A 26528-nucleotide genomic window follows, 5' to 3' on the forward strand; every position below is an offset into this window, starting at 1 on the left:
CACGGTGGCGTAATAAGAGAATGTCGGAGTGTGTGACTCCACGACAGGCTCGACTCGCATACTACAGGCTTTTCCCGTCGCTCGTCCTCCCTTCGCCCATGACCACCGTCCTCCACCTCACGCTGAAGAGCGGCGATCGGGAGACACTCGATTCCGTCGTCGAGACGATCAAACGGACCGTCCGCCGGAAGGGAACTGAGCTCAAAGGCCCCCACTCGGACGCCCCGACGGAGTATCGCGTGCCGCTTTACAAGCAACTCGACGGCGATTCGACGGCCCGATACGACGACTGGCAGTACACGGTCTATCAGCGTCGCTTCGAGCTTCGCGGTCGGGACGAGGTCGGTCGGCAGGTCCTCGAGTGGGACTATCCGGAGTCCGTTCGCGTCGAGGCGACTGTCGATCGCACCTGAAAAGAAAACCCGAACGGCCTAGAAAGCGCTCTCGCCGACCGTCTCGAGGTAGGTACCTTCGCCGATGTGGTCTTCGGTGTCCCACTCCTCAATTTCGACCATCACTCTCGTGTTTTCCCCGTCTTCGGGGACGTTTTTGATCCGGAGGATCGAGTCCCCAATCCGGGCCTTTGCTTTCCCGTCCCGCATCGACGTGATCATCACCTCGATCGTCTCGCCCGGCTCGTAGTCCGGCTTCGCGGTCCGGAGCTTCCAGCCGGCCATGTACTTCTCGACGAAGCTCATACTCGGCTCACCTCCTCGGACCGGCGGTCGGAAATGTACTCACGACCGAACCCGGTGATCGCCGCGAGGATGAACACGGCGAGCAGCAGCCATCCGTGGAACACGTACGGGATGACGTCGGCCGGATTGACCAACATCACGTTACCGAACTGATCGACCGGGCTGCCGGGCCCCGTCATGGCACCGTATCCGGCCAGAATACCACCGCCCCACGGGAAGATGTATCCCAGCGCGGAGGTGTTGGCGTCGAGGATGTTCGCCCGGCGGTAGCCGTTGATGTTGAACTTCTCACCGATGCGCGCGATGTACGGCGAGATGGCGATCTCCGCGGCCGTGTTGATCGTGATCATCGCGTTGACGATCGCCGTCGAGAAGACCATCGTGAGCTCGGCGCTCCGAACGCTCGTCGCGACCTTTTCGAGCAGCACGTCCTGGATCGCCTCGAAGCCGCCGCCCTGGATCATGATCCGGGCCATGGCGACGATGAGCAGGGTCAGGACGATCAGCGGGAAGAAGCCCACCGCACCGTTGAGCAGGCTCCCACCGACCCCTGCCGTATCAGCAACGACGACGCCTGGAATCGCAGTCCACGCGCTCTCTTCGGTCACCTGTAGGGCGACGATGTCGGCGACCGAGGAGAGGCCGAAGACGAGGTTGAACACGATCGCCGCGATCAACCCCCACGAGATGGCCTCCACAATGTGCCGTCCCCGAATCGCCGTGACGATGACGATTCCCATCGAAATAAGGTGGATAAGTCCTGGTGCGGTCCCTTCGAGTGCGGCCTGGCCGCCGGGGGGTGCGCCAGCCATCATGCCACCCACGACGAGGTAGAGTGCGAATGATGGGACCGCGGCCAGAATCGCATACTTGAACCGGGAGGCCACGACGCCACCGATGTCCGAGTCCTGAGTCACCGCGCTGACAATCGTGGTGTCACTGACCGGTGCCAGGTTGTCGCCGAAGACGGCCCCGGACAGGATCGCCGCGAACATCAACACGGGATTGGCGCCCAGAAGGACGCCGGCCGGGAAGAACAGTGTCACGAACGCGACAGCTGTCCCGTACCCGGTCCCGATCCCCGTCGCGAGCACCGCGGCCAGCACGAAGGTTGCAGCCGGGAACGTCGCCGCGTTGACGCCGATTGCGTCCGCGGCCCAGATCAACCCGTCGACGAACTGTCCAACCTGCATCGTGTTCGCGAACATGCCGGCCCACAGCCAGGCAACGATCGCCGTCGCCGCGACCCGCTGAGTCATGCCTTCGAAGATGGTATTCGCGTAGGTCTTCCAGTTCCCCTTCGCGAAGAACATCCCGACGATGGTCGCGATCAGGGCCCCGACCACCAGTCCACTCGTTTGCCCAATGCCAAGGATTCCACTCTGGAAAATCGCCCAGAGGATGAATAGGACGAGCGGTATCGTACTCGCCCAGACGCCCCCATAAAACTCGATTTGGGGGCCTTCCATTGCCTCTTCGGCTTCACGCAACTCCTCGTCTACGCCTGTGTCTTTATCATCCGGACCTGCCATGTTTGTGTATCACCCACACTATCCATCAACGACCACCTACTTAACCGATTTGGTTGTTTGGGTCCCCGCCGGGGGTCGATTCCCTCGAATCAGGTTCGCAATTCGAATTACTGGCGGCTATCGTTAGGGGGCCCATTACCTGTCTGACCGATCACACGTCCCGTCAGACATCCGACAGACACCCGCTCGTCTCGACGAGTTTTGACGGGGGCCACACAACACCGCTCAGTACTTGGGGGACGCCCCGGTCACCTGGTAGACCGACTCCATGATCGCATCTCGTTCTCGTTGCCACTCGGCAAACTCGGCGGGTGACTCGGGGTAGGTCTCGTAGTGGTCAAGCAGGCGGTCGGCCACGTCTTTGGTCTGATACAGCTGGTAGAGCAAGCGCCAGTGGCCCAGACTCCCCAGCATGGTCCGGAGCTTGAGCCCCAGCCCGAAATCGGCGGTCCCGGCATAGAGTGCCTCCGAGACCTTCTCGGCCGGAATCGAGGCCAACAGGTCCATGAGTTGCTCGACCTCGACGGCCGTCGTCAAAATGTTGTACACGTCCAGACTGGCGTATCGGCCCCCGAAGTGGTCCATGATCCGTTCGTTGTACTCCCAGAGCACGTCCTCGCTCGCGTCGCCGGCTTCGAGCGCGTCGATGGCGCTTTCACCGGCGTACGTGCCGGCGTAGGCTGCTCCAGCAATGCCCCCGCCAGTCGTGGGGTTCACGTGGCCCGCGGCGTCTCCCGCCGCGAGATAGCCCGGTGCGACAGCGGAGTCGTAGGGGCGGCGAGTCGGGATAGCCGCACCGAGTTTGTCGAGCACTTTCGCGTTCCCGAACTCCGGTCGGGACTCCAGGTCCTCCCGGAGAGCCTCGACCAACTGCATTGGCTCCGCGGTCATCTGGAACCCCACGCCGGCGTTGATCTCGGTCCCGGTTCGGGGGAAGTACCAGATGTATCCCTCCGCGCGATCTGTGGGTTTGAAAACCAGGGCGTCCTCGTAATCGACCGGCTCCTCGACCTCGATGATCTCCCGATAGGCCGAAGTGAACTGCCGGTAGTTCACGTTCGTGTCGAATGTCGTCTCCTCGAGGTCGGCCTTGTCCTGCAGGAGCGAGAGCGCACCTGCAGCGTCCACGACGATCGGGGCCTCGAAAGCCTGGGGCTGGCCGTCCTGCATCGCTGTAACGCCCGTTACCTGCCTCCCGTCCTGGAGAACGTCCGTGACGGCGGTGTCGAACTCGAAGGTGGCACCCGCGTTCTGAGCGCCGTCGATGATCGCTTTCCCGAACGCCAGTCGGTCGATCACGGCCAACTCTCCCGGCACGGGGATGTCGACGACCGTGTCGGCCTGTGGGATCTCGAATCGGCCGTGATCGACGTCCGGGTTGCTGATCGCGTGTTCGAAGGTTGATTTCGGAATGGAGTCGGGGAACTCGTCGGCCCCCTTCAACGCGTCCCCGCAGGCGATGTGTCCGGCTTCGTCCTCGGATTTCCGTTCGAGTACCGTCACGTCGTATCCGGCCCGGGCGATCGTCGCAGCGGCGTAGGCACCAGCGGTCCCGGCCCCGACGACGATGGCGTCTTTCTCTACGGGAGGCATGCACACGGATATACACCCGGGATGAAAACCGTTGTCGGTCGGCCCCATTCCGAGAGCCGGCCGGGGCCGCGTGGGAGAAAAGGGTTATAGGGGTGATTTCCCTACACGACTGCATGACAACACACACCGTCGAGTTCGTCGGGACCGGCGAGAAGATCGAGGTGGCAGAGACCGAGACGATCCTCGACGTCGCGGTTCGGGAGGGGATCTCCCAGGAGTACTCCTGCCGCGTCGGGATGTGTCTGGCCTGCTCGGCCGAGATTATCGAAGGCGAAGTCACGCAGCCTGGCTCCCGTGGGCTCACGGAGGCCGAAGCCGAGAACTACGCGTTGACCTGTATGGCCCGTCCGGAGACGGACCTCAAACTGGACCGGGGCTCCTATCCGCCGAGTATCGAGGCCGAGGAGCCGACCGGCGAACCGGCCGACGACTGATCAGTAGATTAGCTGGTCGTCGCCCTCGCTCATGTAGAGGGTCCGCGCGGCGATGTTCGTCGCGTGGTCTCCGACCCGTTCGAGGTCCCGGATCGTGAGCAGGAGCCGCGAGACGTCGTTCATCAGCTGTTCGATCTCCGCGTCGTCAGTCCCGTTCGAAATGTTTCGCTCCATCAGATCACGGACGACGGCCTCGGAGGCTTTTCGGCACATCTCGTCGACCTCGTCGTCCCGATCGGCGATCGCCAGGCAGGTGTCGTGATCCTCCGTTTCGAAGGCCTGCATGGCCGTCTCCAGCATGTCGAGGGTCTCGTCCCCGATCGACTGGATGTCGACCTCCGGGAACACGTCCCGCTCGGCGTCGAGACTGTAGTCGGCGAGGTTCGTCGCCAGGTCCCCGATGCGTTCGAGGTCCGTGATAATCTTGAAGGAGGCCGCGATAAATCGTAGATCGGAGGCCACCGGCTGCTGAAGGGCCAATAGGTCGACACAGTCTCCCTCCAGATCGAGATACAGTTGATTGATCTCGGCGTCGCCCTCGATGACGTTCATCGCCGCCGTATCGTCTTTCGATTCCATCGCAGACAGCGCCGTCCGTAACCGGTCTCCCACGAGTTCCCCCATGTAAAGCACGTCGCTGCGCAGTTGATCGAGCTGCTCTTGGTAGCTCTCTCGCGCCATACCTATACCGTGGGCGTCCCCGTAATGTACTCTTCGGCAGCCACAGATAACCCGTGACGAAATGTATAGAAGCCACGGGGCCCAATGATCGGGATAATGGACGATTACGGGTCACTCGCCGACGCACTCGCGTTCGGACCGCCAGTGACCGTCGACGGCCCCGATCGAGTCGCCGTGACCGAAGCCCGACTTGCGGACTTCGAGATCACGACCGAAGCCGTCGAGATCATCTGTGCGACGGGGAGCAGCTACACCGCCGACTGGACCGGCCCGACAGTCGGCTCGTTGCTCGACGCGGCTGGCGTGGAGCCGGACACGACCCACCTCCTCGTGGTGTCCGCCGACGAGTACGCCGTCACGATTCCAATACGCGAAGCGCTGGGCGGCGTGCTCGCCTTCCTGAAAGACGGCGTCCCGATCGGGGCCCACCAGGAGTACACGAACCGGCTGGTTACCCCCGGGACCGAGGGGGCACGAGATATCAAGGGCGCGGCCCGCATCGAACCGCTCACGCTCGAACCTGGTGAGGACCCGGAAGCCCTCGAAAACCTCTTTCCCGAGGGCGAACGGTTCACGGCGAATCGAGTCGAGCACGACGCGGAAGAATCAGCGGAACGGTCCCAGTAACGCTCAGAAGACGTCCGAAAGCTGGTCGCTGACCTGTCGAATGCGATTGATGTCGTCCTCGAAGTTCTCGAACTTCGTTTCGAGCTCCGCCACGGTGAGCTGCAGGTCCTCGACGTCCGCGAGTCGCTCGTCCATCGCGTCTAGATCGCCCTGAAGGCGCTCGATCCGTTCGAGTTCCGCCTCCATCTGGGACGTGTCTTCGGCGACGGATTCGACTGTGTCGGCCAGCTCGGCCCGCGCTTCGACCGCCGACTCGATCTGTTCCTGTATCGACTCGATCTCCGACTGGACGTCGGCGACGGCCGACTCGGCGTGTTCGATTTGGGATTCCAGCCCGTCGACCGACTCGGCCACCTCGCTCGCTTGCGCCTCGACCGACGTCACGGTCTCTTCGAGCCCGTCGACGGTGCCTTCCAGGTCCTGGTGGTCGGTCTGGAGGTCCTGCAACCAGGAGATCTGCTCGGCCTGTTCTGCGGCGAGTTCCTGCAATTCGTCCTCGGTGGCCTCCTGTGCTGTGGCGAGCTGGGACTGCTCGTCCTGGAGGGATTGGAACTCGTCGTCGACCGTCTCGACCTGCGATTCGAGGTCGGCAACTTCCTGCTGGGTCCGATCGACCGTCTCCAGGAGGTCCGCCTGTGTACTCGCGAGGTCGGCGATCTCGTCGTCGAGGGCGTCCTGATAGCCCGCCAGCTCGTCCAGTTCGGTTTCCAGGGTGGTCTGGTCCTCGGCCAGGTCCGTCTGTGCCGTTTCGAGGGACTCCTGGGTCCGTTCCAGCCGTTCGAACCCGCCTTCCAGGTCCTCGACGTCGTCTTCGAGATCCTCGATGTCGTCCTCGAACTCGTCGACCTCCTCGTCGAGGTCCTCGACATCCTCCTCGACGGCTTCGAGATCGGTTTCGATGTCGTCCTGGCCCGCTTCGAGGGCCGCCTGGCCGGATTCAAGCGTGTCCAGGCGTGATTCGACGGCCTCGAACTCGGGGGCGAGCATCGTCGAGATGTCCTCGCTGGTCCCGGCCGCATCGATGAACGACTCCAGGGCGTCCGTGTAGGCCTCTAGCTCGGCCACGCGGGACTGGAGGTGTTCGACCTGAACTGACTGGCTCCGCGAACCCGTCGAGAGCGCCGACGCGAGGGCCTCCCTGTCGGCCTCGTCGACGGCGCCCGATTCGAGTTCCGCCACGAGGGCCTCCACGATGGTCTCGAAGTCGGATTCGCCCTCGATGGTTTTCGATTCCGGCTCGGGTTCGGCATCGTCCTCGGCGTCCCCATCGCCGACGGCCGCTTCGACCGTCGCCTCCGTGTCGAGGCCACCAGTGGCGTCCGTTGCGCCCGTATCCGTGTCCGCCTCGGCCGTCTGAACCGGCGAATCACCGGTGACGGACGGGGTTGTTTCGGTCGATTGTGCCTCGGAGTCAGCACCGCCGTTCGACGGCGATCCCCCAATGATCTCCGCGTCGTCGTCCGGCAGGGACTCCGCTGTGGCCGTCGACTCGGCCGTCTCGCTCGCACCCAGGTCCTCACGCGAGTCAGTTACGTCCTCGCCTGCCGGGTTGATCGGGGCGGGGTCCACGTCCAGGGACGGTTCGTCGAGCAGCGGCGTCGGGTCCGTCCGGTCGTCCATGCGGATCCCGTAGACGGTCGTGAGCCTCTCCGTCGGCGCGAGTTCGCGCTCGAACCGGAGCGTGCCGTCACTCCGGGCCGTCCAGTGTTCGCTCCCGTAGTCCGGGTGGAACCCGATCTGGTCGATGTCGAACTGATCGGGCACCGTCTCGGTCAGGCGAACCGAGACCGGCTTGCTTCGCTCGGATGCGATCTCCATCCGCACGGCGGGGACCGGAAACCCCTCCGCGTCGAAGGACTTCTCGACGGTGATCCCGTCTACCTGGACGACCTGTTCCTCAGTCATGGCGACCCCCTCGGCGTGTCATGTGTACACGAAAAGGGTGGGTCAACAGCCTCTTAAAGCCGTGGTTACTCCAGATCGACTCGATCGCCGATCTCCACGATGTCGATCCGCGAGGGTGCCTGTCGGGAGCGGCGGTGGTCGAACAGGGCGGTCGGATCCGCCGTCAGCCCCTTCCACATGTCCCAGTGGGTCGGCAGGAGCCGATCGAGTGAGAGTTGTTCGGCGGCGTCGATGATCTGGGTCTCGTCGCTGTACCACGTCGTCTTCTTCGGCTCGCGGGTAGTTTTGTCGGGGATCATCCCGGTCGAACCGAACGGGAGGATTCCCAGGTCGATGTCGTACTCTTGGCCGATGGTCGCCAGGGCTGGGTCGGGCTTCGTGTCCCCGCCGTGGAAGACGGTCACGCCGTCGTACTCGATCAGGTAGCTCACCGGCTCGGCCGCGTCTGGATCGAAGGCCGGCTCGACGTGGACGGTCACATCCCCGAACGCCCGTGATTCGCCCGTGGAGACGACGTCGTACTGGTCGGGTTCGACGCCGTAGGTCTCCGTCCAGGTCTCTTCCTCGCGAGCCTTTCGGACGCTCTGTTCCGGGCCGAGGAACGTGGCCCCGGTTTCCGTGAGAATGGGGGCCTGGCTCGGGCCGTGCACGTGGTCGGTGTGCTCGTGTGTTGCCAGTACGGCGTCGGCTTCCTGAACGTCGCCTGGCTCGAAGGGAATCGGGATCATGCGAACTGTCCGAGGTGGATCGCCGGTCCCCAGGTACGGATCGATGAAGAGGGTGGTTCCGTCACCGGCCTTGAGAATGAAGCCGTTACAGCCGAGATACCACAGGGCGAGGCCGTCCGGATCCGCCGCGGCGACGGCCTCGGGCAGCCAGTCGCCCCAGTCGCTGTGAATCGCCATATCGGCGGTTTGTCGGCCTGGCCTAAGCACCTTCGGTGTGGAGTGCGGGGACCGGACGGGTTATACCTCCCTACCCAATAGAGCGGCGTAATGAGCGATTCGGACGGCTGGGAGGGTGATCTCCGGGACACTGGACTCGCCCTGAAACACGACCGGGAGTGGGACTACGAACTCGAACGCGTCGCGGAGGCGGTAACGGAACAGGCAGCCGAAACCGTTGGCCTGCAGTTCCCCGAGGGAATCAAGCGACGCGCGCCGAAGGTGGCACGGGACCTTGAGGAGCATCTGCCTGACCGGGTGCGGATCTACATCTCCGGGGAGGCCAACTTCGGGGCCTGTGACCTGGACATGGATCTGATGCGTCGGACCGACGTGTTCGTCCACTTCGGGCACTCCCCGATGGTCGAATCGGAGGGGGTGGTCTACGTCCCGCTGTTCTCGAACGTCGACGTCGAACCGATCATGACCGAAGCCGTCGAGCACTTGGAGCCCGGCGAGGTGGGTCTGGTGACCACGGCCCAGCACATGAACAAGTTCGACGCGATGCGGGCCTTCCTCGAAGACCGGGGCTTTACGGTCCAGACTCGCCGGGGGGACGAACGACTCACCCACGAGGGCCAGGTCCTCGGTTGCAACTACGCGAGCGCCAAGGTTCCCGCCGAGCAGGTCCTGTATGTCGGTGGTGGTGGCTTTCATCCCTCCGGGCTCGCCATGGACAACCCCGAGAAGGACGTCATCATCGCGGATCCGGTGAACAACGTCGTCAAACCCGCGTCCGCGGAGAAGTTCGTCAAACAGCGCTACGCCGCGATCCACCAGGCGATGGACGCCGAGACCTGGGGCATCATCGCGGGGACGAAGATCGGCCAGCGTCGCCACGGCATCGCCGAACAGCTCGCCGCGGAGAACGAGAACGCCTCCCTCATCACCCTCGACGAGATCACCCCCTCACACCTCAAGAACTTCGGCCTCGACGCCTACGTGAACACCGCCTGCCCACGGATCACGACCGACGACGGGCCCCAGTTCGACCAGCCGCTTTTGACCCCCCAGGAGTACCGCATCGCCATCGGGGAGGAACCGATGGACGCACTCGAGTTCGACACCTTCGAGGGGACGTGGTGATGAGTCCCCCGACGATGGGAGACCAATGGGACTGAAAGCCCGTCTCGAAGCCGAACTGGGGGGCGTCTCGGACTTCGAGGACCCGATTCGGGATCTCGAACAGTATCGCACGCCGGCCTCGGTCGCCGCGCATCTCGTCGCGCTGGCCGACCTGGAGGGGGACATCGAGGGGCAGACGGTGATCGACCTGGGGACCGGAACGGGGATGCTCGCGCTGGCCGCGGCACTGCGATCACCTGACCGGGTGCTGGGCGTCGAGATCGATCCGGCCGCGCTCGAACAGGCCCGGGCGAACGAACGATCGCTGTCGAGCATGCCGGTCGACTGGATTCGTGGGGACGCGACGGCCCTGCCGGTCGATCTGGCGGGGACGACCGTCGTCGCCAACCCGCCCTTCGGGGCCCACGAGGACAATCGCCACGCCGACCGGGAGTTCCTCGAAACGATCGCCGGGGACGCCGCCGTCTCGTATACGATCCACAACGAGGGGAGCCGGGAGTTCCTGGAGGCCTTTACGATGGACAACGGCGGTCGGATCACCCACGCCTACGGGGTCGAGTTCCACGTTCCAAAACAGTTCAGACATCACGACTCGACCAGCCGGACGATCCAGGCCGAACTCTACCGCGTCGCCTGGGACTAGGCTCCAGCGGCCCGGAACACCACGACGCGGGTGTCCTCGTGACCCGCTATCAGCGAGGAATTGTCGTGCTCGATTCGAATTTCACCGATCGTGATTTTTTCGCCCGGTTCGGGTACCGGGCCCCGGTCCGGAGTCCCGATCTGTGCCGACTCGGCTTCGGCTTCCACACGCAACGCGAAGCTACCGTTCCGTGGCGCGACCGTGATCGTCCGGCCAGCAACCACCGCGTCGGCTGTCGCCGCGTCGCTCGCATGGATCGCAGTGGGATCCTCCTCGCCAGGGGCGGCCCGGACGAGGACCGCCGCGTCGCCCCCGACGGCTTCCCATCCCGTCCGGCGGATTTCAATTGACTCCCGCCAGCCCAACCCCCCGACTGTCACCGTGGCTCGATCCGCGTTCGCCAGCCGACCCGCGGAGACGGCCTGCGTCCAGAGATGCCGTTTCTCGCTCGCGACGATCACGCCGCTGACCGTGGGCGGGGACGGCGATTCGACAAACGAGACGTTGAGCGGTTCGTATCGCGGGTCGGTGGCCGCCTCGGCGTAGCCGACCTCGTAGTCCGCGACGGTGACCGTGTCCCCCGGGGCGGACACGGCCCCGGTGGCGGTCAGGTTCACCGGCAGGGCAATCCCGCCCATGATGAGAACCGGGACGACGAGCAGGCCGATCGAGAATTCGCGGGCCGAGAGGTCCGTGATTGGGGATCGACGAAGGCTCGCTGCCACCGTGATGAGGACGGCGACTCCCAGCAGTAAGACGAATCCTGGAGCCCGGAACAGGCGGTAGCGCTCCACCCCGCTGTACCACCAGAGCGCCCAGAGCGTGAGCGAACTTCCCACCAGCACGCTCGCGACGAAGAGCCGCCAGGGATCCGTTCGGACGGTCTCAGTCCGATATCGCTGCCAGGCCAGTCCCAGCCCAACACCGAGCAACAATCCCAGCAGATGGGTCTGGACCGCGACGTTGGCCCACCAAGGGGCCCCATAAGACGTTCCGGCCGTGGCGGTCTGGATCGGGTTCCGGAGGGTCCAGAACGTGGTGGTGAGAAACTCCTGCCCGATCAGGCCGGCGACCGTCACAAGGGGGTAGTGGACGAGCGCGAACCCGACCGCCGCGAACACGACCCCGGAGAAGCCGATGATCGGGCCCCAGGCAAACAGACTCGTGAGAAGCGCGACGAGCACGACGCCGGCCGGAAACCCAAGCACCCGGGCGTAGGGGTTGGTCCGGAGCGAACTGAAGGCGGACTGCCCGCGGGTCCGTGGGTAGTGCCCGACGGCAAATTCCGCGAGCGTCCCGAAGACGAGGAATCCGGCCAGGTTCCCGACCAGATGCCCCAGGCTCTGGTGGGAGAGCGGCGCGGCGACCATCCCCAGCGGGTAGCGGAGCGACCAGGAGACGAAGGGCAACGTGAGCAGGTGGTCGTGCCCGTATCCGCCCTGGACGAAGAAATAGACCACTGCGAGCAGGCCCGCCGTAAGCAGCGTTCCGAGTGGGAGTCCGAAGAGCAATCGGGTCCGAACCCGACGCCAGGAAATCGCCTGTGAGCCACGCAGGCGGTGAACGAGAACCAGCGCGAGGCCGCTCGCGACGAGGACAGCAATGCGCGCTCCGAGGGCGAGCGGATCCATGCTCGCCCGTTGGCACGCCAGCCCAAAACGTCTCCGGCCCTCGTGGCGGGTCGAAACGTTCAAACGACTCACTAGAATACAGAGCCACATGGATCTCCGGGTCATCGAGCGCGACGAATCGGAACTCGTCATCGAAATCGCCGGCGAGGATCACACGTTCATGAACGTCCTCAAAGGCGCGCTGCTCGAGGCCGAGGAAGTCTCGGCGGCGACCTACGACGTCAATCCCGAACAGTCGGGTGGCCAGACCGAGCCAGTACTAACACTCAAGACCGAGGACGGAACTGACCCGCTCGAGGCGCTCGAACGGGCGGCGGGACAGATCAAGCAAAAACTCACCGACTTCCAGGACGCCTTCGACGCGGCAGCCAGCTAGAGTCGAACCGGCACGCCGTGGTCGTCGAGGTACTCCTTGGTCTCCTGAATCGTGTACTCGTCGAAGTGGAAGATCGACGCCGCGAGCGCCGCGTCCGCACCGGCCTCGAAGACTTCGAGCATGTGACGGGGATGCCCACAGCCGGAGGAGGCGATTACGGGGGTCGAGACGGCGTCGCTGACCGCTTCCATCAGCGGGAGGTCATACCCGTCCTTGGTGCCGTCCTTGTCGATGGAGTTGATGAACATCTCGCCGGCCCCGCGCTCCTCGGCCTCCTGAACCCACTCTAGGACGTCGAGGTCCGTGCCGGTTCGACCGCCGTGGATCGTGGCCTCGAACCAGGCCGACTCGCCGTCGATCTGGACGTAGTGTTCCCCTTCTTCGTCGAACCGGCGGCGGGCGTCGACGCTCAAGAGGATACACTGGTTCCCGAAGGCGGTTGCGCCCTCCGTGATGAGTTCCGGGCGCTCGATGGCGCCGGTGTTGATCGAGACCTTGTCGGCCCCGGCACGCAGGGTCTCTTTGATGTCCTCGACCGTACGAATCCCGCCGCCGACGGTGAGCGGGATGAACACCTCGTCGGCGACCTGCTCGACCACGTCCAGCATCGTCTCCCGGCCTTCGGCCGAGGCGGTGATGTCGAGGAAGGTGAACTCGTCGGCTCCAGCCTCGTTGTACTCCTTTGCCATCTCGACGGGATCACCGGTGTACTCCAGGTCCTCGAACTGCACGCCGGTGTAGACCGCCGCGTTCCCGTCCTCGTCGACGTCGACGTCGATACAGGGGATGATCCGCTTCGTGAGCGTCATCGTCGTCCCTCCTGGGGCCAGTCGGCCCCGACCTGACTGTGCATACTGGACGTGTCTCTATCCCGAGTAAATAGGCTACCGGTTACCGCAACGGTCTAGATCCCGATGATGGCCTCACACTCCGGACAGACCGTCGCGATGGCCCGCGAAGGCTCCCCCTCGGTCGATTCTGACACCTCTTCGGTGGGGTTCAACTCGATCATCTCGGCGTCAACGTGGGTGATCTCGGCGCTGCAGGCTGGACATTTTGCCATATCGGGCCCTCTCCCGCCGGAATGATAAGCCTGCTGTCAATTGAATTTGGGCGAATGCAACTCTCGGTTACCTCTCCGTGGCTTCGATACGCCAAAGTACCCGGCGGTTCGAGATGGAGGTATGAGCGACGACGAACCCGCCGAGGAAGGCAGAGTCACGGCACCGATGCAGGCGTTCGAATCCAGTGAAGTAACGATCGGCTTCGTCGTACTGCTGATCGGTCTGGCGATCGCCTTCGTCCTCCCACTGGCCTTCTAACCGGTCATCCGAGCGTTTCGAGGGTCGACCGGAATTCCGTAATCTGTGCAGTGTCGTAGTCGACCGTCTCGTCTTCGTCAGCGACGGTCACCGAGAGTCCACCCGCCGTGGTTGTCGTGCCGAGTGACTGGACAGCCATTCGATCCCCGACAGTTTCCGTCAGGCCTTCGCGGTCGGTCGTCTCGACGACTACTCGACCCGGGGCCTCCGAGAAGAGCGCGGCGGCACTCGGCACGGTCGCGTCGACGCCACCATCTTCGTGAATCATCTCGGCGAGGGTCACGGCCAGGCCGCCGTCGCTCACGTCGTGGACGGCGGTGGTGCTCTCCAGGCTTGCAGCCTCGATGATCGTCTCGATCACTTCACTCGGGTTCTCGGGCAGTTCGGGGAACCGATCCGCGCCACCGAGTTGGGCCAGTAGTTCGGCCCCACCCAGTTGCTCCGTGAACTCACCGAGCAGCACCAATTCTCCCTCGCCCTCGACCGCGAGCGTCGGTGCGTCGAAATCCGGGGTGGTGCCGATCATGGCCAGCGTGGGCGTCGGCGGAATCGGGCCGACGTTGGAATCGTTGTAAAGCGAGACGTTTCCGCCGACCACGGGCACATCGAGATCGCTGCAGCCGTCGGCCAGGCCGTCGACGATCGCCGCAAATTCGCCGTAGACGTCCGGTTTCTCGGGGTTCCCCGCGTTCACGCAGTCGACGGTCGCGAGCGGGCTTGCGCCCTTGGCCGCGAGGTTCGTGGCGTTCTCCAGGGCCGTCGCGTACGCGCCCTCGTAGGGTGCGGTGTCCGTCCAGGTCGGTTCGGTGCCCGAGGTGATCGCGAGGCCGGTCTCGGCCTCGCGAATGGCCAGAATCCCCGCGTCATCGCCCGGCCGCATGGCCGTCCGCGCGCCGACCTCGTGATCGTACTGGCGGTAGACCCACTCGTCGCTCGCGGCGTTCGGACTGGCGAGGATCGTCTCCATGGCCTCGCGCAGGTCGATATCCGGCAGATCCGGTTCGGGCTGTTCGGGGTCGATCGTCGGCAGGTCGTTCATCGGGGCCCCGTCAGCCACGAAAATCGCCGGCACGTCGACGACGGTCTCGCCGTCGAAGTGACAGACATAGCGGCCGGTGTCGGTGGTCTCACCGATGACCGAAATCCCCAGATCGAAGCGCTCGGCGATCGCCTCGACCCGCGAGACGTGCTCCGGGCGCACCTCGTAGACCATCCGCTCCTGGGATTCGGCGAGCAGAATCTCCGTCGCGTTCATTCCCGTCTCGCGGAGGTGGACGTTCCCGAGGTCGATGTCGGCCCCCAGGTCGCCCTTCGCGACCAGTTCGGAGGAGGCCCCGCCCAGGCCCGCCGCACCCAGGTCGCGGGCCGATTCGATCAGGCCCTCGTCGATCAGGACCTCGTTGGCCTCGATGAGCAACTTCTCGGTGTAGGGGTCCCCGACCTGAACTGCCGGTCGGTCCTCCGTCTCGGCGTCCTCGCCGAGGTCCTCGCTCGCGAAACTCGCCCCGCCGAGGCCGTCACGACCGGTCGCGTTGCCGACCAGGACGAGTTTGTTCCCCGGGGCACTCGCTTCGGCGGTCACGAGTCGCTGTTCGTCGACCAGTCCCACACAGGCGACGTTCACCAGCGGGTTCCCTTCGTAGCCGGGGTGGAATCGGGTGCTCCCGGCGATCGTCGGGACCCCGATCGAGTTGCCGTAGTCGCCGATTCCCTCGACGATCCCTTCGAGGAGATAGCGCGGGTGTTCGTCGGCGAAGTCCCCCACATAGAGGGAGTCCGCGAGGCCGATGGGGTAGGCTCCCATCGAGATGATGTCCCGGACGATCCCGCCGACCCCCGTCGCGGCCCCGTCGTAGGGGTCGACGTAGGAGGGGTGGTTGTGGCTCTCGATCCCGAAGGCCACGTAGGTGTCATCATCGAGGCTGACGACGGCGGCGTCGTCGCCGGGGCCGACGACGACCTGCTCGCCTTCGCTCTCGAAGGCACCCAGTAGCGGTCGGGAGGAGCGATACGCACAGTGCTCGCTCCAGAGGTTCTCGAACAGCGCGGCCTCCGGTCTCGTGGGCTCCCGGTCGAGGGTCTCGGTGACCCGTTCGCGGTCCGGTTCGGCCAGAGTCATTCATCTCATTGATCATTCCCGGCGACTAAATGGTTTGTTATGTGCACGATGGTGGATTACGCGAGATCGGTTGGTTTTTGCAGGGCGGTATCGAAGCCGATTGCGTGCTCACCGTCGAGCTCCACACCCACTCGGCCCGTTCGTACGACGGTCGGGACCCCGTCGAGATGCTCCTGGAGCAGGCTGCAGCCGTCGGGCTCGACGCCATCGCGGTGACCGATCACGACGCGTTCGACGCCAGCCAGCGGGCGGTCGAACTCGCCCCGGAGTTCGATCTCATCGGAATTCCGGGGATGGAGGTCACCTCCGCGGCCGGTCACGTTCTCGCGCTCGGCATCGATCGCAAGATTCCGAAGGGGCTGCCCTTTTCGGAGACCCTCGACGCGATTCACGAGGCCGGCGGCATTGCAGTCGTCCCCCACCCGTTCCAGAAGTCCCGGAGCGGGGTCGCCCCGAATATCTCTCGGGCCGCATTGGCTTCGGCTGACGCCATCGAGGTGTACAACTCGCGGCTCCTCACGGGCCGGGCCAATCGCAAGGCACGGGCCTTCGCCGAAAAACACGGGGTGCCACAGACCGCCGGGTCGGACGCCCACATCGCGGAGATGGTGGGGCAGGCGATCACCGCGGTCGACGCCAAAAGCCACACGGCCGATGGAATCGTCGACGCGATTCGCGAGGGGAAAACGACGGTCGAGGGCCATCGTACCCCCTGGCACATCAGCTTCCGGCAGGCCGCTGGTGGGGCCAAACGCCGCGTGAAAAACCGGCTCGCGAGTTTCTTCTGACCGGATCGAAACCCTTACCGAACGACCACCCGTTCGGATCGACAATGACAGACGAGCCGGTCGAGGCGGCCGACGTACGGCGCGTCGCGGACCTCGCCCGTGTCGAACTAGACGAGTCCGCAGTCGAGGCGTTCACCGCCGAGTTCCAGGACATTCTGGGCTACTTTGACGCCCTGGAGGAGGTCCCGGCGGTCGAGTCCGAACCCGACCTCGTCAACGTGATGCGGGCCGACGAGGTTCGGCCCTCCCTCTCACAGGCAGACGCGCTTCGAAACGCCAGCGAGTCCGAGGACGGTCGATTCAAGGGGCCGCGGGTCTCATGAGCCTGAACGCCTTCATCACGCGCACGGAAATCGAGGGCGAGGCCGCGGGGCCACTCGCGGACACGACGGTAGCCGTGAAGGACAACCTCAGCACCGAGGGTGTCCGGACGACCTGTGGCTCGGAGATGCTCGAAGACTATGTCCCGCCCTACGACGCGACCGTCGTCAGCCGGCTGAAGGCGGCCGGCGCGACCATCGTCGGCAAGACGAACATGGACGAGTTCGGGATGGGGACGACCACGGAGACCTCGGCCTTCGGGCCGACCCGAAACCCGGTCGACGAGGACCACGTTCCAGGAGGCTCCTCCGGCGGGAGTGCTGCCGCCGTCAAAAACGGGGATGCCGACGTGGCGCTCGGAACGGACACGGGTGGGTCGATCCGGTGTCCCGCTGCCTTCACCGGGACGGTCGGCATCAAGCCGACCTACGGGCTCGTCTCCCGGTACGGTCTGGTCGCCTACGCCAACAGTCTGGAACAGGTCGGCCCGATCGCGCCCACGGTTCGCGAGGCGGCCGAACTCCTCTCGGTCATCGCCGGGCCCGACGAACACGACGGAACGACTCGCGAGGCGGGCGCCGATGTCGACTACGCCGCCGTCGCGGATGGCGACGTCGAAGGCCTCACGATCGGGATTCCTACGGAACTGGTCGAAGGGAGCGAACCGGGCGTGCGCGAGCGCTTCGAGGCAGGTCTGGAGACACTCCGCGAGCAGGGCGCCCGAACGGTCGAGGTCGATCTTCCCTCCGTCGAGTACGCCGTCGCGGCCTACTATGTCATCGCGATGTCCGAGGCCTCCTCGAACCTGGCTCGCTTCGACGGCGTTCGTTATGGCGTCTCGGGCGGCTTCGAGGGCGACTGGAACGAGGCGTTCGCGAAGAGCCGCTCGGCGGGCTTCGGCGAGGAAGTCATTCGCCGCATCCTGTTGGGGACCTTCGCGCTCTCGGAGGGCTATCACGACAAGTACTACAAGCAGGCCCAGGAGGCTCGCTCGTGGGTCAAACAGGACTTCGATGCGGCCTTCGAGGAAGCTGACGTGCTGGCGACCCCGACGATGCCCGTCCTGCCGCCGAAACTGGGTGAAAGCCTCGACGATCCGCTGCAGATGTATCGCATCGACGCGAACACCGTCCCGGTGAATCTCGCGAACCTGCCGGCCATCTCGGTCCCGGTCGGCGAGCATGACGGGTTGCCCGTCGGCTTTCAGCTGATCGGGCCGGCCTTCGGCGAAGAACAGATCATCCAGGCCGGAAGCGCACTCGAGTAGCTACTCCTCGTAAACGAGGTTCATGATCCACTGGGAGAACCGGTCGGACTCGGGATCGATGTTCTCCTCGCCGACGAAGGGCGAGAGCATGTCCCCGGCCATCAAGAGTGAGAAGTCGAGGTCTTCTTCCCGGATCACTGGTTTCAGCAGGTAGGTCTGGTTGCCCCCGTGGACGGTTCGTTCCCGCTCGATCAACCCGGTCTCCTCCAGGGCCGTCGCCAGGCGACTCCCCTTGCGTGAGGAGACATCGAGTTCCTTCCAGAATTCGGATTGGTGGATCGACCCTCGTTCTCTGACGAGTTCGAGGCCGGCCCGTTCGTCCGCCGAGAGTTCGGCCTCGATGGATTCCCCGCTCATTAGTTTACACTTCCGGCGAAACCGTTTAAAGGTTCATTCTTGACTGCCGGGAGTGTGCGCCTCGAACGCCCCTTCGAGTGCCGTCCGATCGACGGTGCCAGAGGCCGTCCGGGGCAGTGAATCGAGTGCGATAACCCGTTTTGGAAGCGCGTACTCCGGGATTTGCCCCCGGAGTATGTCTCGGACCGCCTCAGTTTCGATCGCTGTCGCTCCCGCTTCGAAGACCACTGCTGCAGCCACGCGCTCGCCCCACTCCGCGTCGGGAATGCCGAGGACGGCAACCGCTTCGACGGGGAGTGTCTCCCGGATCGCGGCCTCGACGGTGCGCGGCGAGACGTTCTCCCCGCCGGTGACGATCAGATCGTCGATTCGCCCCGTCACAGTGAGCCAGCCGGCCGGCGAGAGACGGCCACGGTCTCCCGTTCGGAACGCCCGTCGTGGCCGGCTTCGCTCGCTTGCAAGGGTTCCGGGGCTCACGATGGCTCCGGAAACGGCGATTTCGCCCACCTGGCCTGGATCCAGCGGCGCGCCGTCGGGCCCCAGAATCGAAACGCTCGCTGCACGGACTGGGCGACCCACGGTCTCTGGGTCCTGGCGGAGTTCAGCGGGGGTCGCCGTGGCGATTCCGGAGGCCGTTTCGGTCATGCCGTAGGACGCGAAAATCGGCACGTCGGCTTCGAGCGCCTGCTTCACGAGAGACGGGGGCGTCTCGGCCCCGCCCACGAGGGCAAATTCGAGGGTTTCGGGAACCCCAGGACCGTCCAGCAGTCGGCGGAGCATCGTCGGAACCAGGGAGACACCGGTTACCTCGTATGCCGCCATGGTCGCCGCCGTGGCTTCGGTATCGAATCCCTGACGCAGGACGGTCGTGGCCCCGAGCATCGCGGTTCTGATGGGAATCGAGAGCCCGCCGGCGTGGTAGATCGGCAGATCGAGCAGCCAGCGATCGGCGGCCGTGACGCCCAGTCGCGAGACCGTCGAGGCGGCACTCGCTCCCAGATTCCGGCCCGTGAGCCGAACGCCAGTCGGTCGGCCGGTCGTCCCGGAGGTGAACAGGACGACTCGTGTCCGATCGAGGCGCTGTGATCCCGCCTCGGGAGTTCGCTCGTCGGACTGCCGAGTCGTGGAGTCTTCCCTTGGCACGGACTCGATCCGAATCCGGTCGGTCCCGTCCGAAGCCACCGCTTCGGCCGTCCTCTCCGTCTCACTCCCGCAAATGCAGGCCTCGATTGCAGCCCGGTCACATCGGGAGCGCAGATTCTGGGGCGGTTCGTCGGCATCGAGTGGGACCAGCGTCCCGCCGGCCCGGAAGACCCCCCAGATTGCCGCGATCGCAGCGGGGTCGCGCCCCAGGAGCAGCGCGACCCGATCGCCCGGTTCGATGTTTCTGTCGACGAGCGCGCTCGAAATCGAGTCGGCCCAGCGGTCGAGTTCGGCGTAGGTCAATCGATTCTCACTGGCGGCGTCGATGAGGGCGACTCGATCAGGGGTCTCTCTGGCCCATCGCCGGAGGTACTCATCCATCGACTCCCACCTCCCCGATCCCAAGGCCGGGGCCGGATGGGGGGATCACGACGCCGCCCTCGACCGGGGCTGGATCCGCAGCGAGGTCAGTCACCAGTCGATCGGCCGTGGCGAGCCCGGCTGCCTCCGTCGTATCAAGTGCCGCGGCCAGGTGGACGGCCGCCGTGCGACCCACGACGCTCTCGAAGATCGAGGTGCAGATCGGGGTCCGGCCCTGGCGAGCGACCCGCTTCCCGACACCGGCGGCGACGTCGACCCCGCCGAGGGCCATCGGTTTCAGGACGTACCAGTCGGCGACGTCCGCGGCCAGGAGGTCCTGCACGGGGAACTGTGCGAGACTTTCGTCGACGGCGATTGGGGTCCCCAGTCCGCGCAAGTCTGTGTGGGCCAAGGTCTGTTCTACGGGGAGGGGCTGCTCGACCGCGGCCAGATCCAGGGCAGCGGCGTCCCGGAGAAACGCGGCCGCCGTCTCGGGTGACCAGGCCCCGTTCGCGTCGACGCGCACTGAAACCGTCGAGCCGACCCGCTCGCGAACGGCCCGGAGGCGTTCGAGGTCCCGATCGACGGCTCCCCGACCGACTTTCACCTTCACGGCCTGGAACCCCCTGTTTCGGGCGTCAGCGACCGACTGGGCGGTCTCGCTGGGGGAGCCATCACCGACCGTCGCGTTGACCGGGACCGGCGTTCGGGCTGTTCCGCCGAGCTGTTCGAACAGTGGTTCCTCCTGGGTTCGCCCCCGCCAGTCCAGCATCGCGAGCGAGACGGCGTGACGAGCGGCCGGATATTCCAGGCGGCCGTTGTGCCGGCTGGAGACGACTCTGAACGCCGCTGGCCAGCCCTGCTGGTCGTAGGCGTCTGCCGCACGCTCCAGTGCTGCTCGACTCTCCTCGTAGGGCTCCGTGAACGGCGGGAGCGGAGCTGCGTCGCCGATCCCACCCGGCCCCTCCTCGGCCCGGAAGAGCAGCCCTCGTCTGGTTTCCATCGTCTCGCGGGCCGTCCGGAGCGGCGGGTCGAGTGCCAGTTCGTAGGGCTGGACGCGGCTCATAGCCCCAGTCCGACCCCGAAGAGAACCCCGAAGGCCGCGACCAGCTTGCCGGTTCGTTCGAGGGCCGGATTGAGCGTCTCGGTGTCACGGCCGGCATAGAGCTGTCGCGTGGCCGAGATTGCCAGTGGGAGACTCAGGACGGGCAACAACACGACGGCTCCCGCACCCCGAGCGAAAAACCAGAGCGGAACCGCGTAGGCGAGGGCCGTGAGCAAGACGTACTCGACCCGACTCCAGCGATACCCGAGGTAAACGGCCAGGGTGTGCTTGCCCGCCGCCCGGTCGTCATCGATGTCCCGTATGTTGTTGACCACGAGGATGTTCGTGATCAGCCCGCCCATCGAGAGACTCGCCACGATGGCTGCGAGCGGGAGTGTCTCCGGGTGAACCGTCACCGGAATGGTCTCCAGCAGGACGGCACTCGCCTGGACGTAGTACGTCCCGGTAACCGCGATCACGCCGAAAAAGAGGAAGGCAAAGATGTCCCCGAGTGCGTGGGAGGCGATGGGGTACGGGCCACCGGAGTAGGCAACGCCGCTGGCGATGCTGGCCAGCCCGATCACGACGATCGGAAGCCCCCCGATCGACACGAGATAGATCCCCAGGAGGAAGGCAAGCCCATAGCAGAGCACGGCCGCCCCGAAGACGCGGCGAGCGGGGATCAACCCCGACTGCGAGACCCGGACGTACCCGGCCGACTCATCCGAATCAACCCCCTTCGCGTAGTCGAAGTAGTCGTTGGCGAAATCCGTCCCCGTCTGGATGAGCAGCGCGCCAAGCAGGGCCGCGACCGCCGGGAGCGCCGCAAACACTCCCTGATGAACGGCTAATCCGGTCCCGACGATCACGGGCGCTGCGCCGGCCGGTTTCACGTGTGGCCGGGCGGCGATCACCCAGGCCTCGCGGCGAGAGATGTCGGCTGTGTCCGCCATCAGTAGTGCCAGGGGAACTCCTCGAACTCCGGCTCGCGATCCTCCAGGAACGCGTCCCGGCCCTCCCGGGCCTCATCTGTCATGTAGGCGAGTCGCGTCGCCTCGCCGGCGAACACCTGCTGGCCGATCAGCCCGTCGTCGACGCCGTTGAAGGCGTACTTGAGCATCCGGATCGCGGTCGGACTCTTCTTCGTGATCGTCTCGGCCATCTCGATGGCCCGGTCCTCCAACTGTTCGTGTGGGACGACCTCGTTGACCATGCCCATCGCCTTCGCCTCGGCCGCGTCGTAGGTCTTCCCGAGGAAGAAGATCTCGCGGGCTCGCTTCTGGCCGATCTGGCGAGCGAGGTAGGCCGAGCCGAATCCCCCGTCGAAGCTGGCGACGTCCGGATCGGTCTGTTTGAACGTGGCCTGCTCCTCGCTCGCGATGGTGAGATCACAGACCGCATGGAGACTGTGCCCGCCCCCGACCGCCCAACCCGGGACCACGGCGATGACCGGTTTCGGGAGGTGGCGGATCTGCCGTTGCACTTCGAGGATGTGGAGCCGTCCGGTCGAACCGCCCTCGTCCGCGCCGTATTCGTAGCCGGAGTCCGAGCGGACGGCCTGATCGCCACCCGAGGAGAACGCCCAGCCGCCGTCATTGGGGGATGGGCCGTTCCCCGTCAGGAGTACTGCCCCGACGTCGGTCTGCCGTTTCGCGTGTTCCAGGGCCGTCGAGAGTTCGTCGACAGTCCGGGGGCGAAAGGCGTTGCGGACCTCGGGTCGGTCGAAGGCGATCCTGACTGCGCCGACCTCGGTCCCGCGGTGATACGTGATGTCCGAGAACTCGAACTCCCGGACCGGCGTCCACCGGTCGGGGTCAAAGAGCGTCGAGACCATTACCGAAATCCAACGGGCCGGTCCCAAAAAGTTTCGCTGTTCCTCACTCGTGATCGGCGAGTCGGTTCCCGACCGTCTCGCGGAGCCGTTCGCGAATCTGCTGGCTTCGTTCGGCGTCGGTTCGGACCTCGAGCACCTGGGTTCCGGGGGCCGTTGTGCTCGCAGCCACGGCCGCGCCGATCTCTGCGGGTTCGACGCGGTCGAAGTCTAGCTCGTAGAGCGCCTCGGTGGCCTCGAAGTCAAGTCCGTGTGGGGTCTTGAACTGGCGTTCGAAGGGCGGATCGAAGTCCGCGATCGGCAACTTGTGGAAGATGCCGCCGCCGTCGTTGTTGAGCAAAACGATCGTCGCGTCGAGCCCGAACCGGCCCAGCGCGAGCAGCCCGTTCATGTCGTGGAAGTAGGCGAGATCGCCCGTGATCGCGATCAGCGGGTCGCTGGTTGCGCTGCCGGCCCCGAGTGCGGTGCTCGCGATGCCGTCGATCCCGCTCGCCCCGCGGTTCCCGAGCACCGTCAGGTCGGCCTCCCGGGGGTGCCCGTACCGGTCGAGGTCCCGGACCGGCATGCTGTTCGAGACGAACACCGTCGCCGGATCTGGCGCGGCGGCAACGACCTGGTGGAGGACTCCCCCCTCCCAGCCCGGCGCATCGACGTCCGCGACGGCAGCCTGATGAACCGCCTCGGCCTGGCGGAACCGCTCCGTCCAGCCGGAGCGAACCGCGGCGTCCACGTCCCCCAGCGCCTCGACGAGCGCCGGAATCGAGGTCTGGAGTCGGTCCGTCGCGGTGAAGGTCGCCTCCCGCCAGCCGCCAGCCGGGTCGATAACGAACTGTCGGGTGTCGGCGTCCCGGAGCCAGTGTCGGAGGGGTTTCGAGGTCGGTGAGGCGCCGACCCGAATCACGAGGTCCGGATCGGGCCAGGCGGCCGTGCCTGCGGTGCCCAGATAGCCGTCGTAGCCACCCAGTATCAGTTCCGGCGGCTCCCGACCGTATCGCAAGTTCGAGAGCGGGTCTGCCAAAAGCGGGACGCCCGTTTCTCGGGCTAGCTGGTAGAGCGCGTCGCGACGTGCTGGGTCAGGGGCGAGCGGGCCAGCGACGAGCAATCCCCGCTCGGACTGTTCGATGGCCGTCCGAAGTTCGGCCACAGCGTCATCGCTGGGCGAGACCGTTCCAGCGTGCGTGCGAACGAAGGGGCCATCCAGTCCCGTTTTGCCCGGGCCGGTCTCGGGGAGCGGCCCGCGCAGGGCAGTCGAATCCTCCACCGGGGCCAGTGGCTTTCGCAGGGGAACGTTGAGGTGAACGGGGCCCGGATTCGGTGGCTCCGCGGCGGCGAGTGCTCGATCGACGGTCGTCCGGAGTGATCGGAGGCTCCGGTCGGCCGGATCGGGGGTGGGCAGCGTGCGATCGAAGCGCGTGGCCGACCCGTAGAGTTCGCGCTGGTCGATGGTCTGGTTCGCGCCGCTGTCCTGCAGTTCCGGGGGCCGATCCGCGGTCAGCACCACGAGCGGGGTTCTGGATTGATGAGCCTCGACGACGGCGGGGTGGAAGTTCACCGCGGCGGTCCCCGACGTCGAGACGAGCGCGGCCGGGGAGCCAGTCCGCTTGCCGATTCCCAGGGTGTAGAAGCCAGCCGAGCGCTCGTCGAGGTGCGTCTCGGTGTCGAGTGCCGGGTGCTGGTCTGCCGCGACGGTGAGCGGCGTCGAACGGCTCCCGGGGGCGATCACGACCCGGTCGAGCCCGGCTCGCGCGGCTTCCTCGATCAATACCTCGGCCCACAGCGTACTCAGGTTGGGGGCGGTCATTCGAGCACCTCCCGGATCGGCCGGAACTTGGCCGCGAGTTCCTCGTATTCTGTTTCGGGGTCGCTACCGGCCACGATGCCGTTTCCGGCGAAGAGCGTGACCCGTCTGTCGCGTGCGAGCGCAGATCTGATGCCGACGGCGAACTCCCCGTCGCCGTTCGCGTCGAACCAGCCCACTGGGGCCGCATACCAGCCACGAACCGTCGATTCGACGTCGTGGATCGTCTCCAGTGCCGCTTCCAGTGGATGCCCCCCAACTGCCGGCGTGGGGTGAAGCGTGGCGACGAAATCCAGTACGTGTGTGTCCGTATCGAGTGTGACGTGGATGGGAGTTCTGAGATGGTGGACGTTCGCCAAACTTCTGACCTCGCGGTCATCGACCGCGACCGTGGCCGCCCGCGCACGGAGTTGTTCGGCGATCCGGCTGGCGACGAACTCGTGTTCGGCAGCCAGGGTCGAATCCCGGGTTAGCCGTCTGACGTTCGCCGCATCGATCGCCTCGGTGGATCCACGCTCGACGGTCCCCGCGAGCGCTTCGGTCTCGACGGTCCGACCTCGTTTGCCGACGAGTTGCTCCGGGGTCGCCCCGAAGAACTGCGCCGGTGGGGTTTCGCCCGCCTCGGTGCCTGGGGGTGTGAAGCTGAACCGGTAACAGGATGGATACCGATCGGTCAGGGCCTCCAGCACCGCTCCGAGTGGGAGTGGGTCGGTCAACTCCACGTCCAGGGCTGCGGCGAGGACGGCCTTCTGGAGCGGGCCGGTTTCGATGCGATCCTGGATGGCCCTCACACGTTCGATCCAGTCCGGCCGGTCGGCCCGGAGGTCAGTCGCGGTCGCCGAGATGCGTGGTTCTGTTGTCGTCTGTTTTCCATCGCGTGCGTGTGCAAGTTGCTGGACGACTTGGTCGAGTCGAGACGGGGCTGCCCCGTCACCGAAGCCGGAAACGAGGGTCTGGTCTCGACCCAGCGTTACCTGGATCGCCGGCAGGACGAATGCGGCCGGCTCGAAATCGGTCCAGGGGGGTTCGAGTGTAGGCTGGTCGAAGAAGGAAAATCCACCAAACAGGCGCGGCTGGGCTCGTTCAGGCAGGTGGGCTGTCTCGACTCGTTCGAGCACTCGATCGCCACGTCTCTTCACCGCCTGGAACCGATCTGGTTCCGACCCGGTGACCGTTTCGGCCTGTCCCACCGCGAGGACCGGCGGGGCGTCTGGACTCGCCCAGACTGCGGTGATCGGATCCAGCGCTGTGATCGCCTCGCGGAGCGTGCGGGGGTCGGTCGTCCGGATCGCCGCGTCGAGTCGGTCTGCCTGCTGGAGTTCGCTTACGTCCTTCGCCATGGCTCCTCCGGGTGGTAAACGGTGGTTCCGTGGGCTGGTTCTTGCATCGGTCAGCTATACCGATCCTCGGCCCAGGGGTCGGCGGAGACCGAGTAGCCCCGCTTTTCCCAGTAGCCCCGGACGGGTTCGGTACGAAATTCGATACCAGTGAGCCACTTCGCGCCCTTGTAAGCGTATTTGTGGGGCGTGACGACCCGGAGTGGCCCGCCGTGTTCACGTTCGAGTGGGTCGCCGTCGTGTTCGAAGGCCAGGAGCACCTCCTGGCGCAACACGTCCGCTAGTGGAAGGTCGGTCGTGTAGCCGTCCGCCGCATGGAACAGGACGTGGGTCGCCGCCGGATCGATGTCGATCCGATCCGCGAGCGTGGGAACGGGGACGCCCGTGAACTCGTGGTCGAAGGAACTCCAGCCCGTGACACAGTGGACGTCCTGGCGCTGGGTCTCCGTGGGCAAGTCCCTGAACGTCTCCCAGTCGAAGGTCCGCTCGGTGGCGACAGCCCCGGTGATTTCGAGGGTGAGTGTCTCCCGATCGACGGCGGGAGTGTCGCCTTTCGTGAAGACCGGAAACTCCTCGGTCCGGTGCTGGCCCGGTGGAAGCCGGTCCGTACCGAATTCCGCGTAGAGCCCGGTCACGTCCCTCACAGCCATACGGCGACTATCGGGGGCTCGGATTAGTCCCTTGTGGTCC

At 65.5% G+C, this 26528-nt stretch carries 28 protein-coding genes; 10 read left to right on the forward strand and 18 right to left on the reverse strand.

Translation table 11 applies throughout. The annotated features are described in order from the left end of the window. The first annotated feature begins 98 nt into the window (after positions 1–98). Entirely contained in the window at positions 99–413 is a 315-nt protein-coding gene (locus tag RH831_RS06920; protein ID WP_070365179.1) for an uS10/mL48 family ribosomal protein, read from the forward strand. 18 nt (positions 414–431) lie between these two features. Here RH831_RS06920 and RH831_RS06925 read toward each other — a convergent pair whose 3' ends face one another. The 3 genes from RH831_RS06925 to RH831_RS06935 all read right to left on the reverse strand — a co-directional run bounded on the left by RH831_RS06925 (position 432) and on the right by RH831_RS06935 (position 3823). Continuing rightward, positions 432–698, reverse strand: coding sequence for a hypothetical protein (locus RH831_RS06925; RefSeq protein ID WP_310553490.1), 267 nt, complete (start codon positions 696–698; stop codon positions 432–434). Continuing rightward, the gene (locus tag RH831_RS06930; protein ID WP_396275431.1) at positions 695–2230 is read right to left on the reverse strand and encodes a Na+/H+ antiporter NhaC family protein; all 1536 of its coding nucleotides are present in this window, start codon (positions 2228–2230) and stop codon (positions 695–697) included. Before RH831_RS06930 ends, RH831_RS06925 begins: the two co-directional genes overlap by 4 nt. A gap of 225 nt (positions 2231–2455) precedes the next feature. Next, the gene (locus tag RH831_RS06935) at positions 2456–3823 is read right to left on the reverse strand and encodes a geranylgeranyl reductase family protein (RefSeq protein WP_310553491.1); all 1368 of its coding nucleotides are present in this window, start codon (positions 3821–3823) and stop codon (positions 2456–2458) included. Positions 3824–3936: 113 nt separating this feature from the next. Here RH831_RS06935 and RH831_RS06940 point away from each other — a divergent pair, with 113 nt between their 5' ends. Next, positions 3937–4257 (forward strand): 2Fe-2S iron-sulfur cluster-binding protein, encoded by a 321-nt coding sequence (locus tag RH831_RS06940; RefSeq protein WP_310553492.1) that lies wholly within the window; start codon positions 3937–3939, stop codon positions 4255–4257. On the opposite strand, the gene phoU is transcribed toward RH831_RS06940, so the two are convergent. After that, positions 4258–4938: a phosphate signaling complex protein PhoU gene (gene phoU, locus RH831_RS06945; RefSeq protein WP_310553493.1), complete on the reverse strand. Its 681-nt coding sequence runs from the start codon at positions 4936–4938 to the stop codon at positions 4258–4260. A gap of 84 nt (positions 4939–5022) precedes the next feature. On the opposite strand from phoU, the gene RH831_RS06950 reads away from it, so the two are divergent. Next, positions 5023–5565 (forward strand): molybdopterin-dependent oxidoreductase, encoded by a 543-nt coding sequence (locus RH831_RS06950; RefSeq protein WP_310553494.1) that lies wholly within the window; start codon positions 5023–5025, stop codon positions 5563–5565. A 3-nt stretch (positions 5566–5568) separates the two neighbouring features. Here the strand turns inward: RH831_RS06950 and RH831_RS06955 are convergent, their stop codons facing one another. Both RH831_RS06955 and RH831_RS06960 read right to left on the reverse strand, forming a co-directional pair. Continuing rightward, positions 5569–7470, reverse strand: a complete 1902-nt coding sequence (locus RH831_RS06955) for a hypothetical protein (protein ID WP_310553495.1) — start codon at positions 7468–7470, stop codon at positions 5569–5571. 65 nt (positions 7471–7535) lie between these two features. After that, a complete protein-coding gene (locus RH831_RS06960) occupies positions 7536–8375 on the reverse strand; it encodes an MBL fold metallo-hydrolase (RefSeq protein ID WP_310553496.1) in 840 nt (279 codons plus the stop codon). Positions 8376–8465: 90 nt separating this feature from the next. On the opposite strand from RH831_RS06960, the gene dph2 reads away from it, so the two are divergent. Further along, on the forward strand, positions 8466–9500 hold the full coding sequence (dph2, locus tag RH831_RS06965) for a diphthamide biosynthesis enzyme Dph2 (protein ID WP_310553497.1): 1035 nt from the start codon (positions 8466–8468) through the stop codon (positions 9498–9500). A 25-nt stretch (positions 9501–9525) separates the two neighbouring features. After that, positions 9526–10143, forward strand: coding sequence for an METTL5 family protein (locus RH831_RS06970; RefSeq protein ID WP_310553498.1), 618 nt, complete (start codon positions 9526–9528; stop codon positions 10141–10143). Here the strand turns inward: RH831_RS06970 and RH831_RS06975 are convergent. Next, entirely contained in the window at positions 10140–11774 is a 1635-nt protein-coding gene (locus tag RH831_RS06975; RefSeq protein WP_310553499.1) for a rhomboid family intramembrane serine protease, read from the reverse strand. The two genes, RH831_RS06970 and RH831_RS06975, sit on opposite strands and share 4 nt — an antisense overlap. A gap of 88 nt (positions 11775–11862) precedes the next feature. On the opposite strand from RH831_RS06975, the gene RH831_RS06980 reads away from it, so the two are divergent. Next, the gene (locus tag RH831_RS06980; RefSeq protein WP_310553500.1) at positions 11863–12150 is read left to right on the forward strand and encodes a DNA-directed RNA polymerase subunit L; all 288 of its coding nucleotides are present in this window, start codon (positions 11863–11865) and stop codon (positions 12148–12150) included. Here the strand turns inward: RH831_RS06980 and hisF are convergent. Together hisF and RH831_RS06990 are read right to left on the reverse strand one after the other, a co-directional pair. Next, a complete protein-coding gene (gene hisF, locus RH831_RS06985; RefSeq protein ID WP_310553501.1) occupies positions 12147–12959 on the reverse strand; it encodes an imidazole glycerol phosphate synthase subunit HisF in 813 nt (270 codons plus the stop codon). The genes RH831_RS06980 and hisF overlap by 4 nt on opposite strands. A 95-nt stretch (positions 12960–13054) precedes the next feature. Beyond that, positions 13055–13213, reverse strand: a complete 159-nt coding sequence (locus RH831_RS06990) for a hypothetical protein (RefSeq protein ID WP_310553502.1) — start codon at positions 13211–13213, stop codon at positions 13055–13057. Positions 13214–13334: 121 nt separating this feature from the next. Between RH831_RS06990 and RH831_RS06995 the strand changes: the two genes are divergently transcribed. Next, positions 13335–13472 carry a hypothetical protein gene (locus RH831_RS06995; RefSeq protein WP_310553503.1) on the forward strand — a complete coding sequence of 46 codons (138 nt, stop codon included), beginning with the start codon at positions 13335–13337 and terminating at the stop codon, positions 13470–13472. Positions 13473–13476: 4 nt separating this feature from the next. On the opposite strand, the gene purL is transcribed toward RH831_RS06995, so the two are convergent. Beyond that, on the reverse strand, positions 13477–15591 hold the full coding sequence (purL, locus tag RH831_RS07000) for a phosphoribosylformylglycinamidine synthase subunit PurL (protein WP_310553504.1): 2115 nt from the start codon (positions 15589–15591) through the stop codon (positions 13477–13479). 104 nt (positions 15592–15695) lie between these two features. Between purL and RH831_RS07005 the strand changes: the two genes are divergently transcribed. From RH831_RS07005 to gatA, 3 genes are read left to right on the forward strand one after another with little or no spacing between them, the layout of a single operon-like run. Continuing rightward, the gene (locus tag RH831_RS07005) at positions 15696–16379 is read left to right on the forward strand and encodes a PHP domain-containing protein (protein ID WP_310553505.1); all 684 of its coding nucleotides are present in this window, start codon (positions 15696–15698) and stop codon (positions 16377–16379) included. 44 nt (positions 16380–16423) lie between these two features. After that, a complete protein-coding gene (gatC, locus tag RH831_RS07010; RefSeq protein ID WP_310553506.1) occupies positions 16424–16702 on the forward strand; it encodes an Asp-tRNA(Asn)/Glu-tRNA(Gln) amidotransferase subunit GatC in 279 nt (92 codons plus the stop codon). Next, positions 16699–17967, forward strand: a complete 1269-nt coding sequence (gatA, locus tag RH831_RS07015; RefSeq protein WP_310553507.1) for an Asp-tRNA(Asn)/Glu-tRNA(Gln) amidotransferase subunit GatA — start codon at positions 16699–16701, stop codon at positions 17965–17967. Before gatC ends, gatA begins: the two co-directional genes overlap by 4 nt. Here the strand turns inward: gatA and RH831_RS07020 are convergent, their stop codons facing one another. The 8 genes from RH831_RS07020 to RH831_RS07055 are packed head-to-tail and all read right to left on the reverse strand — an operon-like array spanning position 17968 to position 26488. Beyond that, positions 17968–18324 (reverse strand): MarR family transcriptional regulator, encoded by a 357-nt coding sequence (locus tag RH831_RS07020; RefSeq protein ID WP_310553508.1) that lies wholly within the window; start codon positions 18322–18324, stop codon positions 17968–17970. Positions 18325–18357: 33 nt separating this feature from the next. Continuing rightward, on the reverse strand, positions 18358–19848 hold the full coding sequence (locus tag RH831_RS07025; protein WP_310553509.1) for a class I adenylate-forming enzyme family protein: 1491 nt from the start codon (positions 19846–19848) through the stop codon (positions 18358–18360). Then, positions 19841–20893 (reverse strand): o-succinylbenzoate synthase, encoded by a 1053-nt coding sequence (locus RH831_RS07030; protein WP_310553510.1) that lies wholly within the window; start codon positions 20891–20893, stop codon positions 19841–19843. The genes RH831_RS07025 and RH831_RS07030 overlap by 8 nt, the downstream gene beginning before the upstream one ends. After that, complete coding sequence (locus RH831_RS07035; RefSeq protein WP_310553511.1) at positions 20890–21825, reverse strand: 1,4-dihydroxy-2-naphthoate polyprenyltransferase; 936 nt, start codon at positions 21823–21825, stop codon at positions 20890–20892. Before RH831_RS07035 ends, RH831_RS07030 begins: the two co-directional genes overlap by 4 nt. Next, positions 21825–22706: a 1,4-dihydroxy-2-naphthoyl-CoA synthase gene (locus tag RH831_RS07040; protein ID WP_310553512.1), complete on the reverse strand. Its 882-nt coding sequence runs from the start codon at positions 22704–22706 to the stop codon at positions 21825–21827. The genes RH831_RS07035 and RH831_RS07040 overlap by 1 nt, the downstream gene beginning before the upstream one ends. A 43-nt stretch (positions 22707–22749) precedes the next feature. Continuing rightward, positions 22750–24504, reverse strand: coding sequence for a 2-succinyl-5-enolpyruvyl-6-hydroxy-3-cyclohexene-1-carboxylic-acid synthase (gene menD / locus RH831_RS07045; protein WP_310553513.1), 1755 nt, complete (start codon positions 24502–24504; stop codon positions 22750–22752). After that, the gene (locus RH831_RS07050) at positions 24501–25841 is read right to left on the reverse strand and encodes an isochorismate synthase (protein ID WP_310553514.1); all 1341 of its coding nucleotides are present in this window, start codon (positions 25839–25841) and stop codon (positions 24501–24503) included. The genes menD and RH831_RS07050 overlap by 4 nt, the downstream gene beginning before the upstream one ends. Before the next feature lie 50 nt (positions 25842–25891). Beyond that, on the reverse strand, positions 25892–26488 hold the full coding sequence (locus tag RH831_RS07055; protein ID WP_310553515.1) for a molybdopterin-dependent oxidoreductase: 597 nt from the start codon (positions 26486–26488) through the stop codon (positions 25892–25894). Between the last annotated feature and the right edge of the window lie 40 nt (positions 26489–26528).

The sequence above is a fragment of the Halodesulfurarchaeum sp. HSR-GB genome, assembly GCF_031432215.1.
GTDB lineage: Archaea > Halobacteriota > Halobacteria > Halobacteriales > Halobacteriaceae > Halodesulfurarchaeum.